The sequence below is a fragment of the Micrococcus sp. CS26 genome (assembly GCF_055522295.1).
In genome coordinates this window covers 21276-38000 of record NZ_JBVFVY010000012.1, presented here as the reverse complement: position 1 = coordinate 38000, position 16725 = coordinate 21276, and the positions used below count along the sequence as shown (strand labels likewise).

The following is a 16725-nucleotide window of genomic DNA, read 5'->3' as shown; positions in this document are numbered from 1 at the left end:
AGGACCAGGCGTCGCCGGGTTCCGGGCAGCGTGGCCTCAGGCCCACCCCAAGGCCGCCCTCCCGCTGGCACGCCGCGGTCGCGATCAGGCCGAGCATCTCGGCGGACCCCGTCCCCGCGTCCAGCGGAGACGAGGCGCCACGGCGTCGGCGGTCGAAGGCCTGGCTAGGGTGGGGACGTGCCTGTCCCGACGCCGTCCGCCGCCCCGGGCCCGCCCGTCCGCCTGCGCGATCTGCTGCGCCCGCCCGCGGCGCCCGCCGATCCCCGCGTGCTCACGGGCCACCCGGCCCGGACGCCCCGCCGGCACACCCTGGCCGTCCCGGACCCCGTCAGCGGGATCCGGTCGTCCGTGGCCGTGTGGGAGTACACCCCCGTTCCGGTGGCCGCGCCGGGATCGCCCGGCGCACCCGAGGGGGACGCGGCCGCTGCCCCGCTCGTGTTCGTGCACGGCTTCCGCGGGGACCACCACGGCCTCGCCCTGCTGGCCGACGCGCTCCCGGAGCATCCGATCCACTCGATCGAGCTGCCCGGCTTCGGGGCTTCGGAGCCCTTCCCCCACGCCGAGCACACCGTGGCCCATCACGCGGACGCGGTGGCCACCGTCGTCGCCGCCCTGGGTCTGCGGGCGACCCCCGTGCTGGTCGCGCACTCCTACGGGACGACGGTGGCGGCCGAGCTGGTCGCGCGGGACCCGTCCCGGTGGGGACGGCTGGTCCTGCTCAACCCCATCGCCGAACCCGCGCTGGAGGCGTCGGCGTCCGTGTCGAGTCGGGTGCTGGCGGCCGTCGCCGAGGGGTACTACGAGGTCGCCGCCCGCCTGCCCGAGCGCCCGGCGCGGCTGCTGCTGGGCGCGCCGCCGGTCGTGTGGGTGACCACGCTCGCCATGACCCGCACCAGGGACAGGGATGTCCTCGCGTACACCCATGACCAGCACCGGCGCCACTTCTCGGACTTCGCCTCCGCACGCATGCTCTCCGAGGCGTACCGCGCCTCGAGCACGGGCTCCGTGGCCGACGTCGCCGCCCGCCTCAGCCTGCCGGTGCTGCTGGTCGCGGGGCGGGAGGATCCGCTGGGCTCGGTGCCGGCACAGGAGGCGCTCGCCGCGGCGATCGACGACGCGGGCGGCACGGCGGAGCTGCACGTCCTCGACGGCGTCGGGCATCTGCTGCACTACGAGCGGCCGGCCGCCTGCGCGGCGCTGATCCGCGACTGGTTCCGCCGCGCCGGCCGCTGACGTCGTCGTCGCCCCGGCGTCGCCGCGCTCCGGCCCCTCGGGCTGGGGGCCGGTCCGGCCGCCCCCTCAGAGCACCCCGGCCGGGTCGAGCCGCACCCGCACCGGGGCGGTCTCGCGCCGAGCGCTCGCCGCGGACCGGGCGGCGCGCAGGGCGCCGACGGTGGCCTCGGCCGCCGCGTAGGGGAAGATCAGCAGGGCGCGGGAGCGGATCTCGTCGGCGGGGTCCGGCACCGGCCCGATCCAGGGCAGTCGCGCCGGGCCGCCGTCGAGCGGGGCCGAGTGCGGATCCTCGTGGACGTCCTCGTCCGGCCGTTCCCGGCGGGCGGCCTCCACGAGCTCGAGGTACTCCGCGACGGCGGCGGCCTCCCCCGTGACCTCTGCGAGGCGGCCGGCGGGAGGAAGGTGCAGCTCGCGCCGCTCGGCGACCTGGCGCGCGGCGAAGCCGTCGGGGTCCCGTCGGACGAGCGCGTTCACCGCCTCCCCCGCGTCCGCGGTGACCACCACGACGCCCCCGTCGGAGGCGGGGCGGACCAGGCAGGCGGCCGCGAGCCAGCGGGCGAGCACCCGGCCCGGCACGTCGAGGCCCTCGCGCTGGAGCTGGCTGTCCCCGTCGAGCAGCAGGGCGGCCGCGTAGCCGTCGGGCGTCACCGGCTCGGCCCCCACGGTCGCCACCACCAGGGAGGGCCCGGGCGGCACCGAGCCGAGCATGTGCTGCGCCGAGGAGGCGTGCACGGGCACGCGCGGGAACGCCCGGCCCAGCTCCTCGGCCGTGCGGTCCACGCCGCGGGCCCCGGCCCGCAGCGTCGTGCCGCCGCACTCGGTGCACCGGAAGCCGCGCTCCCGGGTGCCGCACCACCGGCACGCCACCTCCCCGTGCCGGGCGGCCCGCGCGTCGCGGAAGCCCAGCGGCCCCGCGCAGACGCGGCAGCGGGCGGGCGTGCGACAGCGCTCGCACACGAGGGCGGGGATGAAGCCGGCCCGGGCCACCTGCACGAGCACCGGGCCGGGCCGTGGCCCGAGCAGCGCGGCGCGGGCGGCGGCCCAGGCGGCCTGCGGCAACCGCGCCCGCTGCGCGAACGGGTCGCGCGCCGTCTCCCAGGCGTCGGCGGTGGAGACGACCCGCGGCCCGAGCTCCCGCTGGGTCGCGCGGGAGGGGCCCAGGTGCAGCAGCCAGCCCGACTCGACGAGCCGTTGCACCGGGACGGACCGGGAGGGCCCGGCGAAGAGCAGCGCCGCGCCGGTCGCGCGGGCCCGCTCCAGCACGACCTCTCGGGCGTGGAAGTAGGGCGCGCGGGGTTCTGCCCACGCGTCGTCGCCGTCGTCCCAGAGCACCACCAGCCGCAGGTCGCGCACGGGCGACCACACGGCGGCCCGGGTGCCGGCCACGATGCGCCGGGTGCCGCGCAGCGCGGCCAGGTGGGCGCGGTACCGGGGCGTGTTGCCGTCCTCGGAGCCGATCCGCGCGTAGGCGTCCTCCCCCACGTGCTCGTCGAGGGCGGCGCAGAGCCGGTCGAGGTCGCGGTGGTCGGGCACCAGCAGTAGGACGCCGCCGTCCGAGGCGGCCACCGTGCGCGCCAGGGCGGCCAGCGCGCCCGCCTCGTCCCATTCGAACAGGCGCGAGGGCACGACGGCGGCCGCCCGCGCGGCGTCCCCGGCCAGCACGGCGGACACGAACGCGGTGCCCCCCTCAAGGGACTCCCACACCGTGGGCACGAGGCCCTCCTCCGCCGCGGGAGGCTCCGGGCGCTCGGCGTCCGTGCCGGTCAGCGTCACAGGGTGGTCCGCGGCGGTTTCCGCGTCCTCCGCCAGGGCGGCCTTCTCGACCTGCGCGACGCGCGGGGGCACCGCGGCCCGCAGCACGTCCGTGACGACGCCGGCCTGGCGGCGGGCCACCGCGCGCGCGGTCGCCAGGACCTCCTCCGTCAGCGGCGGGATGACGGTGAGCACGCCGGTGAGCTCGGTGAGCTGGGCGCCGGTGGCCGGCTCCTGCTCCCGCGAGACGAGCCAGCCCGTCATGGCCCGTCCGCCGAAGCGGACGGACACGCGGGAGCCGGGGACCGCCCGGTCGTCCAGGGCCACGGGCACGAGATAGTCGAACTCGCGGTCCAGGTGCGGCACGGGCGAGTCCAGCAGGACGCGTGCGATCGGCCGCTCCGGCCACCCCTCGGCCCGCTCCGGCAGTCGGGGCGCGTCCTCCGGCTCCGGGAGGGCGAACAGCGCGTCTGTGATGCCCGCCTCCGGGTCAGAGGCCGGCGGCAGCGCGCAGCTGCTCGACGCGGTCCGTGCGCTCCCACGTGAAGTCGGCGTCGTCCCGGCCGAAGTGGCCGTTCGCGGCGGTCCGTCGGTAGATGGGCCGCAGGAGGTTCAGCTCCTTCACGATGGCGGCCGGACGCAGGTCGAACACCGCGTTCACGGCCTCGATGATCTTCTCCTCCGGCACCGTGGCCGTCCCGAAGGTGTCCACGTACAGGCCCACGGGCCGGGCCGAACCGATCGCGTAGGCCACCTGGAACTCGGCGCGCGAGGCGAGGCCGGCGGCCACCACGTTCTTCGCGACCCAGCGGAGCATGTAGGCGGCGGAGCGGTCCACCTTGGACGGGTCCTTGCCGGAGAAGGCGCCGCCGCCGTGCCGGGCCATGCCGCCGTAGGTGTCCACGATGATCTTGCGACCGGTGAGGCCGGCGTCGCCCACGGGGCCGCCGATGACGAACTTGCCGCCCGGGTTGATGATGATCCGCATGCCGGAGGTGTCGAGGCCGGAGCGCTCGATGACGGGCCGGATCACGTGCTCCTCCACGTCCGCCCGCAGCTGCTCCTGCGTGACCCACTCGTGGTGCTGCGTGGAGACCACCACGGCCTCGACCGTGGTGGGCACGTGGCCGGGCGCGTAGCCGATGGTGACCTGCGTCTTGCCGTCCGGCAGCAGGTACGGCATGGGCGTGTTCTCCGCCCGGCGCACCGCGGTGAGCCGCTCGGAGAGCCGGTGCGCGAGGTAGATGGGCATGGGCATGTACGCCGGGGTCTCGTCCGTGGCGTAGCCGAACATGATGCCCTGGTCCCCCGCGCCCTGCTCGTCCACCTCGTCCGCCGAGCCGTACTCGCGGGCCTCGAGGGACCGGGAGACGCCGGCGAAGATGTCCGAGGACTGCTGGCCGATGGAGATGTTCACGCCGCACTGGGCGCCGTCGAAGCCGTTGGCCGAGGAGTCGTAGCCGATGTCCAGGATGGTCTCGCGCACGATCCTGGGGATCTCCACGTACGCTGAGGTGTTCACCTCGCCGGCCACCTGCACCAGGCCGGTGGTGGTCAGGGTCTCCACGGCCACCTTCGCCGACGGGTCGGCGGCGAGGATCGCGTCCAGGATGGCGTCGGAGATCTGGTCGCAGATCTTGTCGGGGTGGCCCGCCGTGACGGACTCGGAGGTGAAGAGGCGGAGCTCTCCGCCGCCCACCCCCGAATACGGGTCGGCGTGGCGGGCGGGGCTCAGCGAGGCGGCATCGGTCATGCCGCACAGTCTAGGTCAGCGGCCCGACGCGCCGACGGGGTCGCGACCGGCGAGGTCATCCACGATCGCCTGCACGACGGCGGCCGCGGCCTCGTCCTTGGAGCCTGCGGCCTCCACGGCGGGGCGGCCGTCGGCGAACAGGATGGTCACGGCGGTCTCGTCCCGGCCGAACACCTTGTCCGTGCCGACCTCGTTGACCACGAGCACCTCGCAGCCCTTGCGCGCCAGTTTGGCCCGGCCGTACTCGAGCACGGAGGACGTCGCGTCGCCGGTCTCCGCGGCGAAGCCGACGATGAGCGGGGCCATGGGCCCGCCCTCGGAGCGGGTGCGCACGGCCGTGGCGAGCACGTCCGGGGTGCGCTCGAGCACGATGACGGGCGCGCCGCCGTCGTCGCCCTTCTTCATCTTGGCGTCCGAGACCTCGGCCGGCCGGAAGTCCGCGACGGCCGCCGCCATCACGAGGACGTCGGCGTCGGCGGCCTCCGCCTGCACGGCGTCCAACAGGTCCTGCGTGGACTCCACGGGCACGACGCGCTCGACGCCCTCGGGCGTCGGGACGGACATGGACCCGGCGACGAACCGCACGGTGGCGCCGGCGTCGAGGGCGGCGCGCGCCAGGGCGGCCCCCTGCTTGCCGGAGGAGCGGTTCCCCAGGTAGCGGACCGGGTCCAGGGCCTCGCGGGTGCCCCCGGCCGTGATCACCACGGTGCGACCGGCCAGCGGGCCGGGCGTCGGCTCGGCGTCGGACCCGGAGGCCCGGGGACGGCGCGGGGCGCCCGCGGCGGCGGCGGCCTGCGCACGCTCCCAGATCTCGGCGGGCTCGGGCAGACGTCCGGCGCCGGAGTCGGCCCCGGTGAGGCGGCCCACGGCGGGATCCACGACCGTGACGCCGCGCTCGCGCAGGAGGGCGACGTTGGCCACCGTGGCGGGGTGGTGCCACATCTCGGTGTGCATGGCGGGGGCCAGGACGACGGGGCACGTGGCGGTGAGCAGCACGTTGCCCAGCAGGTCGGGCGCCATCCCCGCGGCGGTGCGCGCGAGCAGGTCGGCCGTGGCCGGCGCGACCACCACGAGGTCCGCACGCCGGCCGAGCCGGACGTGGTTCACCTCGTCGACCGCCTCGAACGTGTCCGTGCGGACCGGGCGACCGGAGAGGGCCTCCCACGTCGCCGCGCCCACGAACTCGAGGGCGTTGGCGGTGGGCACCACGGTCACGCCGTGGCCGGCCTCGGTCATCAAGCGCAGCAGCAGCGCCGCCTTGTAGGCCGCGATGCCGCCGCCGACCCCGAGGACGATCTCCATGACGGGCTCAGGCCTCCGTGGCGTCCTCGGAGGTGCCCTCCTCGGCGCGCACCGTCTCGGCGGCCTCCTCGATGGCGGCGGGATCGCCCATCGGCTGGTGGGCGTCGGACGACTCGAGGGTGGCGAACGGGTCGTCCTCGCCCGGCAGGGAGAAGTCGCCGAAGTCCTCGGCGGCCAGGTCGGCCTCCGGGGTGGCCTCGACGGCCTCGTGGGACTCGAGCAGGTCGGCCTCGATCTCGCGCAGGGCGATGGACAGCGGCTTCTCGTTCAGCTGGGTGTCCACGAGCGGGCCGACGTACTCGAACAGCCCCTCGTGCAGCTGCGAGTAGTAGGCGTTGATCTGCCGGGCCCGCTTGGCGGCGAAGAGCACCAGGGCGTACTTCGAGTCGACCCGCTCCAGCAGGGAGTCGATGGGCGGGTTGACGATGCCTTCGTACTGTTCGGTCACGGGGTCTCCAAAGTCTTCATCTCACTGTCACGTCGGCGCCGGGTGCGGCGTCGGTGCGGCCGGTCCTCAGGCCTCGGTCGGACGGCGCTCGGGGTCCAGCCCCATGAGTCTCACCAGTTCCTCGGCGGCCCGCTCCACGCGGTCGTTCACGACGACGGCGTCGAACTCGGGTTCCGCTGCGAGTTCCAGTCTAGCCGTTTCGAGCCGACGCCGCTGTTCCTCCGGGCTCTCGGTGCCGCGGCCGAGCAGCCGGGACACGAGTTCCTCCCAGCTCGGCGGCGCCAGGAACACGAAGGTGGCCTCCGGCAGCGCACGGCGGACCTGGCGCGCGCCCTGCAGGTCGATCTCCAGCAGGACGTGGCGCCCCTGCGCCACGGCCTCCATCACACGGTCGCGCCGCGTGCCGTAGCGGTGGACGCCGTGGACGACGGCCCATTCCAGCATCTCGTCCGCCTCGACGAGGGAGTCGAACTCCTCCGGCGTCGTGAAGTAGTAGTGCACCCCGTCCTCCTCACCCGGGCGCGCCGGGCGGGTGGTGGCGGAGACGGACAGCCAGGCCTCGGGATAGTGCTCGCGGACATAGGCCGAGACGGTGCCCTTGCCGACGGCGGTGGGTCCTGCCAGGACGGTGACGCCCGGGCCCGGGGGGCGTTCCTGGACGGCGGTGCGGGCCACCGGGACGGCGGGGGCGGGTCCGGGGTCGAACGTGTCGGTCACGCATCCTCCTGGTGGGACGGGCCTCGCAGGCCCTTCACCCGGGCCGGCGCCGACCCGCCGGGGTGTGGGGGTCACCGGCCAATATAGGCGATCAACGCCTCGCGCTGACGACGGCCCAGGCCGCCCAGCCGACGCCGCGGCGAGATGCCGCACCCCGCCATCGTCTCCCGGGCCCGGACCTCGCCCACGCCCGGCAGGGCCAGCAGCAGGTCCACGGTCCGCAGGCGGGCGACGGCGTCCTCGGTGTCCGCGCGCGCGAACACGTCGGCCAGGCCGACCGCACCGGCGGCGAAGGCCGCCTTGAGCTCCGCCCGCGCCTGGCGGGCCTGGAGGGCCTTCCTCCGGGCCTCCGCCCGCTCCTGCACACTGAGCTGCCGCAACGCCATGGTCTGACCTCGATGCCTCTCATTCCTCACCGGCCCCGTCGAGACCCTTCCACCGTCAAGGACGACGAGCACAGCCGATCGAAAGGGAAGATACCATCCCGTCCACACGGCACGGGCGCGCCGGGAGGACGCGGGCGTCACCGCAGGGCGGCGCGATTCTCCTCGATCGTGTCCACCAGCGAGGCCACCGACGGGCCCGCGCTCAGGATGCCGCGGGACGAGGTCGCCAAGACCTGCGGCCAGGCCGTCCCGAAGTCGGCCCGCATGCCCCGGGCCGTGGCGCCCTGGGCACCGAACCCGGGCGCCAGCAGGGGCCCGCCGAGGGCCGGCAGGTCCAGGCCGAGGCGGTCCGCCTCGGCGGCCACCGTGGCGCCCAAGACGAGTCCCACCGGCCCCCACGCGTCGTCGCCGCGCAGGGCCGCGTTCTCGGCGGCCGCCGCCGCGGCGATGCGCCGGGCGACCGATCCCTCGGCCGACCCCTCGCCCACGTGCTGGACCTCGCGGCCCTCCGGATTGGAGGTCAGCGCGAGGACGAACACGCCGCGGCCGGCCTCGTGGGCGGCGCGGATGGTCGGCACGAGGGTGCCGAAACCCAGGTACGGGCTGAGCGTCACCGCATCCGCGGCCAGGGGCGAGGCATCGGCGATCCACGCGGCGGCGTAGCCGTCCATGGTGGAGCCGATGTCACCGCGCTTGGCGTCCGCGATCGTGAGCACCCCGGCGTCTCGGGCGGCCGCGAGCAGCCGCTCCAGGGCCGCCAGGCCGGCCGATCCGTGGCGCTCGTACAGCGCCACCTGGGGCTTGATCGCCGCCACGCGGGGCCCCTCGGGACCCACCGCCGCCTCGAGGGCGGTCAGGGAGAACGCCTCGAGGCCCGCCGGGGTGTCGCTCAGGCCCCACTGCCGCAGCAGGCCCGGATGGGGGTCCACGCCGAGGCACAGCGGACCGGCCGTCTCCATGGCCTGGGCCAGCCGCCGCCCGAAGGGGGCGCGGGGCCCCGCGCCGCCCGTCGCCGTCGTGGTCACGCCGCGGCCTCCGGACCGGCGACAGCCTGCTGCAGGCGCGCGTCGTGCTCCTGCAGTGAGGTGACGGACCACTCGTAGGACCGCATGGCCTCGATGGCCTGCAGGCACGCCCCGAACTCGGCCGTGGTCGTGATCACCGGCACGCCGAGCGACGTCGCGGCCGCGCGGATCTCGTAGCCGTCCGTGCGGGCGTCGCCGCCGGAGGGCGTGTTCAGCACGAGATCGACGGTGCCGGCGTGCAGCTGCTCCAGCACGGTGCCCGCGCCGTCCTCGTGCCCGGCGTCGGCGATCTTCGCCACGACCTCCGCGGGGATGCCGTTGCGCCGCAGCACCTCGGCGGTGCCGCCGGTGGAGACCACCTGGAAGCCGAGGTCGACGAGGCGCTTGGCCTGGCCCACGAGGGTGCGCTTGTCCCGGTTCGCGACCGACACGAACACGCGCCCCGAGGTGGGCAGCGGGCCGCCGGCGGCGGACTGGGACTTGGCGAACGCGGTGTCGAAGTGCTTGTCGATGCCCATGACCTCGCCCGTCGAGCGCATCTCCGGGCCCAGCAGCGAGTCGACCACGCGGCCCTCCGCGGTGCGGAAGCGGGTGAACGGCAGCACCGCCTCCTTGACCGCCACGGGCGCGCCGATCGGCAGGGTGCCGCCGTCGTACGCCGTGGGCAGCATGCCGGCCGCGCGCAGGTCGGCGATGCTCTCGCCGACGCCGATCCGCGCGGCCGCCTTGGCCAGCTGGACGCCCGTGGCCTTCGAGACGAACGGCACGGTCCGCGAGGCGCGCGGGTTCGCCTCGATCACGTACAGCACGTCCGAGGCGAGCGCGAACTGGATGTTGATCAGGCCGCGCACGCCGACGCCGGCCGCGATCCGCTCGGTGGCGCGGTGCACGCGCTCGAGCACGTCCGGGCCCAGGGTGACGGGGGGCAGCACGCACGCGGAGTCGCCCGAGTGGATGCCCGCCTCCTCGATGTGCTCCATGACGCCGCCGAGGTACAGCTCGGTGCCGTCGTAGAGGGCGTCGACGTCGATCTCGATCGCGTCCTCGAGGAAGCGGTCCACGAGCATCGGCTGGTCGGGGGTGATCTCCGTCGCGTGCGCCACGTAGTGGGCCAGCGCCTCCTCGGAGTACACGATCTCCATGCCGCGGCCGCCGAGCACGTAGGAGGGGCGCACGAGCACGGGGTAGCCGATCTCGTCCGCCACGCGCTTGGCGTCGTCGAAGGAGACGGCCGTGCCGTTCTTCGGCGCCACCAGGCCCGCGCGCTCGAGCACGAGCGCGAACTCACCGCGGTGCTCGGCCAGGTCGATGGCCGCGGGCGAGGTGCCCAGGATCGGCACGCCGGCGTCGGCGAGCTGCTGGGCCAGCTTGAGCGGGGTCTGGCCGCCGAGCTGCACGAAGACGCCGCGCACGCCGCCGGAGGCCTCCTCTGCCGCGATGACCTCCAGGACGTCCTCGAGCGTGAGCGGCTCGAAGTAGAGGCGATCGGAGATGTCGTAGTCCGTGGATACCGTCTCCGGGTTGCAGTTGACCATCACGGTCTCGTAGCCGGCCTCGCGCAGCGCCATGGTGGCGTGCACGCACGAGTAGTCGAACTCGATGCCCTGGCCGATCCGGTTCGGGCCCGAGCCGAGGATGATCACCGACTCGCCCTCGTGCGGGGCGACCTCGGTCTCGAGGTCGTAGCTGGAGTACCGGTACGGGGTGAAGGCCTCGAACTCGGCGGCACAGGTGTCCACGGTCTTGTAGACGGGGCGCACGCCCAGGGCGTGACGCACGCCGCGCACGACCGCGGCGTCCATGTGCCGCAGCGAGCCGATCTGGGCGTCGGAGAACCCGTGCCGCTTGGCGCGGCGCAGCAGGGCCTCGTCGAGGACCTCGGCGTCGCGGATCTCGTCCGCGACCTCGTTGATGAGCACGAACTGGTCCAGGAACCACGGGTCGATCGCGGTGGCCTCGAAGGCCTCCTCGATCGTGGCGCCGGCGTAGAGCGCCTGCTGGGTCTGGGAGAGCCGGTCGGTGGTGGCCGTGCTCGCCGCCGCGAGCAGGGCCTGCGGGTCGGCGTCCTGCGGGAACGCGAGCTCCGAGCCCTTCTGCTCGAGCGAGCGCAGGGCCTTCTGCAGGGCCTCCGTGAAGTTGCGGCCGATGGCCATGGCCTCGCCGACCGACTTCATGGTGGTGGTCAGCGTGGGATCCGCCGCCGGGAACTTCTCGAACGCGAAGCGCGGGACCTTCACGACCACGTAGTCCAGGACCGGCTCGAAGGACGCCGGGGTCTTCTGGGTGATGTCGTTGGGGATCTCGTCCATCGTGTAGCCCAGGGCCAGCTTGGTGGCGATCTTGGCGATCGCGAAGCCGGTGGCCTTCGAGGCCAGCGCCGAGGAGCGGGAGACGCGCGGGTTCATCTCGATGACGACGACGCGCCCGTCCACGGGGTTCACCGCGAACTGGATGTTGCAGCCGCCGGTGTCCACGCCGACCTCGCGGATGACGTTGATCGAGATGTCCCGCAGCTTCTGGTACTCGCGGTCCGTCAGCGTCATGGCCGGGGCCACGGTGATGGAGTCGCCGGTGTGCACGCCCACGGGGTCCACGTTCTCGATGGAGCAGACGACGACGACGTTGTCGTTCTTGTCCCGCATCATCTCCAGCTCGTACTCCTTCCAGCCGAGGATGGACTCCTCGAGCAGGACCTCGGAGGTCGGGCTGTACTGCAGGCCGGCGCCGCAGATGCGGTACAGGTCGGCCTCGTCGTAGGCCATGCCGGAGCCGAGGCCGCCCATCGTGAACGAGGGGCGCACCACCACGGGGTACTTCAGGTCCTCGACGGCGGCCAGGGCCTCCTCCATCGTGTGCACGATGTGGGACCGGGCGGACTCGCCGCCGGCACGCTCCACGACGCCCTTGAACAGCTCGCGGTTCTCGCCGAGCTCGATGGCCTCGATGTTCGCGCCGATCAGCTCGACGCCGAAGCGCTCGAGCACCCCGTCCTTGTCGAGGGCGATGGCGGTGTTCAGCGCCGTCTGGCCGCCCAGGGTGGGCAGCAGGGCGTCCGGGCGCTCCTTCTCGATGATCTTGGCGACCACGGCCGGGGTGATGGGCTCGACGTAGGTGGCGTCGGCCAGCTCCGGGTCGGTCATGATCGTGGCCGGGTTGGAGTTGACGAGGACGACGCGGACGCCCTCCTCCTTGAGGACGCGGATGGCCTGGGTGCCCGAGTAGTCGAACTCGGCGGCCTGGCCGATCACGATGGGGCCGGAGCCGATGACCAGGACGGACTTCAGGTCGGTGCGCTTGGGCATGGATCAGGCTCCTTCGGTGGCGGGGGTGGTGGCGGCGCGGTGCTCGGTGAGCAGCTGCACGAAGCGGTCGAACAGGTCGAGGGTGTCGTTGGGGCCGGCCGCGGACTCCGGGTGGAACTGCACGGAGAAGGCGGGCCGGTCGAGCAGGCGCAGGCCCTCGACGACCTGGTCGTTCAGGGACCAGTGGGAGACCTCGACGCGGCCGAAGCGCGACTCCGGCGCCTCGATCGGCTCGCCGAGGGGGGCGTCCACGGCGAAGCCGTGGTTCTGGGAGGTGATGGCCACGCGGCCCGTGGCCTTGTCCAGCACCGGCTGGTTCGGGCCGCGGTGGCCGAACTTCAGCTTGTAGGTGTCGAAGCCGAGCGCGCGGCCGAAGATCTGGTTGCCGAAGCAGATGCCGAAGAACGGCAGGCCGGCGTCGAGGACCTCGCGCAGCAGCTCCACCTGGGCGTCTGCCGTGGCCGGGTCGCCGGGGCCGTTGGACAGGAAGACGCCGTCCGGGTCCACGGCGCGGATGCCGGCCAGGTCCGTGGCCGCGGGCAGCACGTGCACGCGGATGCCGCGGGAGGCCAGGTGCCGCGGCGTGGCGGCCTTGATGCCGAGGTCGAGGGCGGCGATCTCGGCGATCGGCTCGCCCTCCCAGCCGTGCTCGGCCGGCTCGATGACGTACGGCTGCTCCGTGGTGACGGACTCCGCGAGGCGGGCGCCGGCCATCGACGGCTGGGCGCGCACCTCCGCCAGCAGCTCGGCCTCCGGGCGGGCGGCGTGCTCGCCGGAGAACACGCCGGCGCGCATCGAGCCCTCGGTGCGCAGGCGGCGGGTGATGGCCCGGGTGTCGACCTCGCGGATCCCGACGACGCCGAACGTCTCGAGCTCCTCGTCGAGGGTGCGCTCGGCGCGCCAGTTGGACGGACGCCGGGCCGCGTCGCGGACCACGTAGCCGGCGGCGAAGATCGCCCGCGACTCGCGGTCGGCGTCGTTGACCCCGGTGTTGCCGATGTGCGGGGAGGTCTGCACGATGATCTGCCCCGCGTAGGACGGGTCGGTGAGGGTCTCCTGGTAGCCGGTCATGCCCGTGGTGAACACGGCCTCGCCCAGGGTGCGGCCGCGGGCGCCGTAGGCCCGGCCGCGGTGGACGGTGCCGTCCTCGAGGACGAGCAGGGCCAGGTCGTCGGTGGGGGTGCTCATCGGGGGTCTCCTTCTCCTGCGCGGCCGGCCGGGTCGGCCGGGGCGGGGTCGATGATGGTCTGCAGGGCGGCGAGGAGCCGGTCGCGGTCCTCGGGGCGGTCGGGGCGGAAGGCGGAGGTGAGTTCGACGTCGCCGAGGCGCCAGCCCCAGGCGACGAGCCCGCCCGGCTCGACGAACTTGCCGGCGATCCCGCCGGACAGGCCGGCCTCGACGAGGTCGTCCGCGGGGATGAACAGGTTGGCGGCCCCGGGGCGGAGCACGAGCAGGCCGCGGTGGGTGCCGGCGTCGTGGACCTCGAGGACGGCGCGCGAGCGCAGGCCCAGGCCGTGCACCGCCACGCGGTCCAGTCGGTCCTCGCCGCGCACCGTGCCCACGTGCATGCCCTCCGCGGACAGCGTCGGCTCGGCGTCGTAGAGGGCCGTCGGCACGGGGGCCGGGGCCGGGATCCCGGCCTGCGCCCGGCGGCGGGCCCGCCACCCGAGGGCCAGCAGGCCGAGCAGCACGAGGACGACGGCCAGGGTGCCCAGGGTCACCGGCAGCCACACGTCCGCGTAGTCCTTCGTCGGGGTCCGCGGCGGGACGGGACGGGCCGCCAGGGCGGCGGCCAGGGAGGTGATGCTCACGCGCGCTCCCCCGTCTCCGTCAGGGCCGGGTGGCGGTACGGCCGGGCGGGGGCGCCGTCGGCGACGACGCGGGCGCCGCGGTAGACCGTGTGGCGTACCGCGCCCGGCAGCTCCATGCCCCGGTACGGGCTGTTGCGGGACTTGGTCAGGTGCTGCTCGGGGTCCACGGTGCGGCGGGCCTGCGGGTCCACGAGCACGAGGTTGGCCACGGCGCCGACGCGCGGGACGCCGCGCTCGTCGGCCTGGCCCTGGTCGGTCAGGCCGGCGATCCGGGCCGGCGCCGTGGACATTACGCGGGCGACGCCGGCCCAGTCCATCAGGCCGGTGTCCACCATCGCCTGCTGCACCACGGACAGGGCGGTCTCGAGGCCCGTCATGCCCATCGCCGCGACCGTCCACTCGCACTGCTTGGTCTCGGCGGTGTGTGGGGCGTGGTCGGTGCCCACGGTGTCGATGGTGCCGTCGGCCAGCCCGGCGCGCAGGGCCATCACGTCGGACTCGCGGCGCAGCGGCGGGTTGACCTTGAACACGGGGTCGTAGGAGCGGACGAGCTCCTCGGTGAGCAGCAGGTGGTGCGGGGTGACCTCGGCGGTCACGGCCACGCCCTGGGCCTTGGCCCAGCGGATCAGCTCGACGGAGCCGGCCGTGGAGACGTGGCACACGTGCAGGCGGGAGTCCACGTGCTGGGCCAGCAGCACGTCACGGGCGATGATGGCCTCCTCCGCCACGGCGGGCCAGCCGGCCAGGCCGAGGACGCCGGAGAGCTCGGACTCGTTCATCTGGGCGCCGGCGGTGAGGTTCGGCTCCTGCGCGTGCTGGGCCACGAAGCCGCCGAAGGACTTCACGTACTCGAGCGCACGGCGCATCAGCACGGCGTCGTGGACGCACATGCCGTCGTCGGAGAACATCCGCACGCGGGCCTGCGAGTCGGCCATCGCGCCGAGGTCGGCCAGGGCCTCGCCGGCCAGGCCCACGGTCACCGCGCCCACGGGGTGCACATCGCACCAGCCCGCGTCCCGGCCCAGCCGCCACACCTGCTCCACCACGCCGGCGGTGTCGGCCGTCGGCGTCGAGTTGGCCATCGCGTGGACCGAGGTGAAGCCGCCCATCGCGGCGGCGCGGGTGCCGGTCTCGACCGTCTCCGCGTCCTCCTTGCCGGGCTGGCGCAGATGGGTGTGCAGGTCGACGAGCCCGGGCAGCAGCACCAGGCCGGCGCAGTCGACCTCCTCGGGGGCCGGGTCGAGGCCGGCGGCGTGGGTCGCGGCGTCCGGGCCGAGGGCGGCGATCCGGCCCTCGGCGACGAGCACGTCGGCGGTCTCGCCCGTGGTCAGGCGCGCGCTGCGCAGCAGCAGGGGGGCGGGGCTGGGGGCGCTCACGGGCGGACCTCCTGGTCGTGGTTGAGGACGAGGTGCAGGACCGCCATGCGGACGGACACGCCGTTGGCGACCTGCTCGAGGGCGGTGTTGCGGGGCGAGTCCGCCGCCGCCGGGCTGATCTCCAGGCCGCGGTTCATCGGGCCGGGGTGCATGACCACGGGCTCGTCGAGCAGGGCGCCCCGGCCGGCGGTGAGGCGGGCGAAGCGGTCGTCGGTCAGCCCCCAGGTCCGGGTGTACTCCCCTGCGGACGGGAAGAAGGCGCCGCCCATTCGCTCGGCCTGGACGCGGAGCATCATGACGGCGTCGGGGCCGGCGTCGAGGGCCTCGTCCAGCGAGTAGGTGACCTGGCACGGCCACGCGGCCACGCCCACGGGCAGCAGGGTGGGCGGGGCGGCCAGGGTGACCTGTGCGCCCAGCGTGCTGAGCAGCCACACGTTGGACCGGGCCACGCGCGAGTGCAGGATGTCCCCCACGATCACCACGCGCATGCCGGTCAGGTCCCGGCCGACCAGGTCCTCTCCCGTCGCCGCGGCGAGGCGCCGGCGCAGGGTGAAGGCGTCCAGGAGGGCCTGGGTGGGGTGCTCGTGGGTGCCGTCGCCGGCGTTCACGACGGCGGAGCGCACCCAGCCGGAGTCGGCCAGCTGGCGGGCCGCGCCCGAGGACCAGTGGCGCATCACGATGGCGTCCGCGCCGATGGCCTCGAGCGTCTGGACGGTGTCCTTGAGCGACTCCCCCTTGGAGACGGACGACCCCTTCGCGGAGAAGTTGATCACGTCCGCGGAGAGCCGCTTGGCGGCGGCCTCGAAGGAGATGCGGGTGCGGGTGGAGTCCTCGAGGAAGAGGTTCACCACGGTGCGGCCGCGCAGGGCGGGCAGCTTCTTGACCTCGCGCTGGTTGACGGCGGCCATCTCCTCGGCGGTGTCGAGGACGGCGAGGGCGTCGGCGCGGGAGAGGTCGGCGGTGGACAGCAGGTGGCGCACGGCTCAACCCTCCCGGGTCGCGACACGGTCGACGATGCTCACGGCGTCCTCAGTGACCTCGCCGGTGCCCTCGGGGCCGTCGACCTCCATGAGCCGGACCTGGACGCGCTCGGCGGTGGAGGTCGGCAGGTTCTTGCCCACGAAGTCGGCCCGGACGGGCAGCTCGCGGTGCCCGCGGTCCACGAGGACGGCCAGGCGCACGGCGGCGGGGCGGCCCAGGTCGGCGATCGCGTCGAGGGCGGCCCGGACGGTGCGGCCGGAGAAGAGGACGTCGTCCACGAGCACGACGACGGCGCCGTCGAGGGGGACCTCGGGCAGGCGGGTGGGCATCGGGGTGCGGGCCGTGCCGCGGCGGAGGTCGTCCCGGTAGAGCGTCACGTCCACCTCACCGACGGCGGCGGTGGGGTCGAAGGCCGGCTCGATGCGGGCCAGCAGGGCGCCGAGCCGCCGGGCCAGGGGGGCCCCGCGGCGCGGGATCCCCATCAGGACGAGACCCTCGGCGCCCTTGTTGGACTCGAGGATCTCGTGGGCGATCCGGGTCAGCGCCCGGTCGATCTCGGACGTGGACAGCACGGTCCGGGCAGCACGAGGTGCGGCGGGGTCAGTTCCCATGCCGGCGCCTCCTTCCCCGCCTCACAGG

At 74.6% G+C, this 16725-nt stretch carries 14 protein-coding genes; 1 reads left to right on the top strand and 13 read right to left on the bottom strand.

Translation table 11 applies throughout. The features are described 5' to 3' along the window. Window positions 1-177: 177 nt before the first annotated feature. Window positions 178-1233, top strand: coding sequence for an alpha/beta fold hydrolase (locus ACZ1IK_RS07030; protein ID WP_101966030.1), 1056 nt, complete (start codon window positions 178-180; stop codon window positions 1231-1233). 66 nt (window positions 1234-1299) lie between these two features. Here ACZ1IK_RS07030 and ACZ1IK_RS07025 read toward each other — a convergent pair whose 3' ends face one another. The 13 genes from ACZ1IK_RS07025 to pyrR form a co-directional block, all read right to left on the bottom strand. Next, entirely contained in the window at window positions 1300-3351 is a 2052-nt protein-coding gene (locus ACZ1IK_RS07025; RefSeq protein WP_036313740.1) for a primosomal protein N' family DNA-binding protein, read from the bottom strand. Between the two features lie 124 nt (window positions 3352-3475). Continuing rightward, window positions 3476-4738: a methionine adenosyltransferase gene (gene metK, locus ACZ1IK_RS07020; protein WP_036313737.1), complete on the bottom strand. Its 1263-nt coding sequence runs from the start codon at window positions 4736-4738 to the stop codon at window positions 3476-3478. A gap of 15 nt (window positions 4739-4753) precedes the next feature. Beyond that, a complete protein-coding gene (coaBC, locus tag ACZ1IK_RS07015; protein ID WP_465098417.1) occupies window positions 4754-6040 on the bottom strand; it encodes a bifunctional phosphopantothenoylcysteine decarboxylase/phosphopantothenate--cysteine ligase CoaBC in 1287 nt (428 codons plus the stop codon). 7 nt (window positions 6041-6047) lie between these two features. Continuing rightward, window positions 6048-6488: a DNA-directed RNA polymerase subunit omega gene (gene rpoZ / locus ACZ1IK_RS07010; RefSeq protein WP_036313731.1), complete on the bottom strand. Its 441-nt coding sequence runs from the start codon at window positions 6486-6488 to the stop codon at window positions 6048-6050. Between the two features lie 66 nt (window positions 6489-6554). Next, complete coding sequence (gene gmk / locus ACZ1IK_RS07005; protein WP_010078602.1) at window positions 6555-7205, bottom strand: guanylate kinase; 651 nt, start codon at window positions 7203-7205, stop codon at window positions 6555-6557. Window positions 7206-7276: 71 nt separating this feature from the next. Continuing rightward, the gene (gene mihF, locus ACZ1IK_RS07000; RefSeq protein ID WP_036313727.1) at window positions 7277-7591 is read right to left on the bottom strand and encodes an integration host factor, actinobacterial type; all 315 of its coding nucleotides are present in this window, start codon (window positions 7589-7591) and stop codon (window positions 7277-7279) included. 137 nt (window positions 7592-7728) lie between these two features. Beyond that, window positions 7729-8616 carry an orotidine-5'-phosphate decarboxylase gene (gene pyrF, locus ACZ1IK_RS06995; RefSeq protein ID WP_036313723.1) on the bottom strand — a complete coding sequence of 296 codons (888 nt, stop codon included), beginning with the start codon at window positions 8614-8616 and terminating at the stop codon, window positions 7729-7731. Further along, the gene (gene carB / locus ACZ1IK_RS06990) at window positions 8613-11918 is read right to left on the bottom strand and encodes a carbamoyl-phosphate synthase large subunit (RefSeq protein ID WP_010078599.1); all 3306 of its coding nucleotides are present in this window, start codon (window positions 11916-11918) and stop codon (window positions 8613-8615) included. The genes pyrF and carB overlap by 4 nt, the downstream gene beginning before the upstream one ends. Window positions 11919-11921: 3 nt before the next feature. Then, window positions 11922-13106 (bottom strand): glutamine-hydrolyzing carbamoyl-phosphate synthase small subunit, encoded by a 1185-nt coding sequence (carA, locus tag ACZ1IK_RS06985; RefSeq protein ID WP_036313720.1) that lies wholly within the window; start codon window positions 13104-13106, stop codon window positions 11922-11924. Continuing rightward, on the bottom strand, window positions 13103-13729 hold the full coding sequence (locus tag ACZ1IK_RS06980; protein ID WP_012750893.1) for a PH-like domain-containing protein: 627 nt from the start codon (window positions 13727-13729) through the stop codon (window positions 13103-13105). Before ACZ1IK_RS06980 ends, carA begins: the two co-directional genes overlap by 4 nt. Further along, the gene (locus ACZ1IK_RS06975; RefSeq protein ID WP_036313718.1) at window positions 13726-15105 is read right to left on the bottom strand and encodes a dihydroorotase; all 1380 of its coding nucleotides are present in this window, start codon (window positions 15103-15105) and stop codon (window positions 13726-13728) included. The genes ACZ1IK_RS06980 and ACZ1IK_RS06975 overlap by 4 nt, the downstream gene beginning before the upstream one ends. Continuing rightward, window positions 15102-16085 carry an aspartate carbamoyltransferase catalytic subunit gene (locus ACZ1IK_RS06970; RefSeq protein WP_036313715.1) on the bottom strand — a complete coding sequence of 328 codons (984 nt, stop codon included), beginning with the start codon at window positions 16083-16085 and terminating at the stop codon, window positions 15102-15104. The genes ACZ1IK_RS06975 and ACZ1IK_RS06970 overlap by 4 nt, the downstream gene beginning before the upstream one ends. Window positions 16086-16088: 3 nt before the next feature. Continuing rightward, window positions 16089-16697, bottom strand: coding sequence for a bifunctional pyr operon transcriptional regulator/uracil phosphoribosyltransferase PyrR (pyrR, locus tag ACZ1IK_RS06965; protein ID WP_036313707.1), 609 nt, complete (start codon window positions 16695-16697; stop codon window positions 16089-16091). Window positions 16698-16725: the final 28 nt, after the last annotated feature.

Bases quoted from the DNA above. Each gene is read 5' to 3' on its own strand.
- metK (WP_036313737.1), bottom strand. From the start codon at position 4,738: ATGACCGATGCCGCCTCGCTGAGCCCCGCCCGCCACGCCGACCCGTAT.
- coaBC (WP_465098417.1), bottom strand. From the start codon at position 6,040: ATGGAGATCGTCCTCGGGGTCGGCGGCGGCATCGCGGCCTACAAGGCG.
- mihF (WP_036313727.1), bottom strand. From the start codon at position 7,591: ATGGCGTTGCGGCAGCTCAGTGTGCAGGAGCGGGCGGAGGCCCGGAGG.
- carB (WP_010078599.1), bottom strand. From the start codon at position 11,918: ATGCCCAAGCGCACCGACCTGAAGTCCGTCCTGGTCATCGGCTCCGGC.
- carA (WP_036313720.1), bottom strand. From the start codon at position 13,106: ATGAGCACCCCCACCGACGACCTGGCCCTGCTCGTCCTCGAGGACGGC.
- pyrR (WP_036313707.1), bottom strand. From the start codon at position 16,697: ATGGGAACTGACCCCGCCGCACCTCGTGCTGCCCGGACCGTGCTGTCC.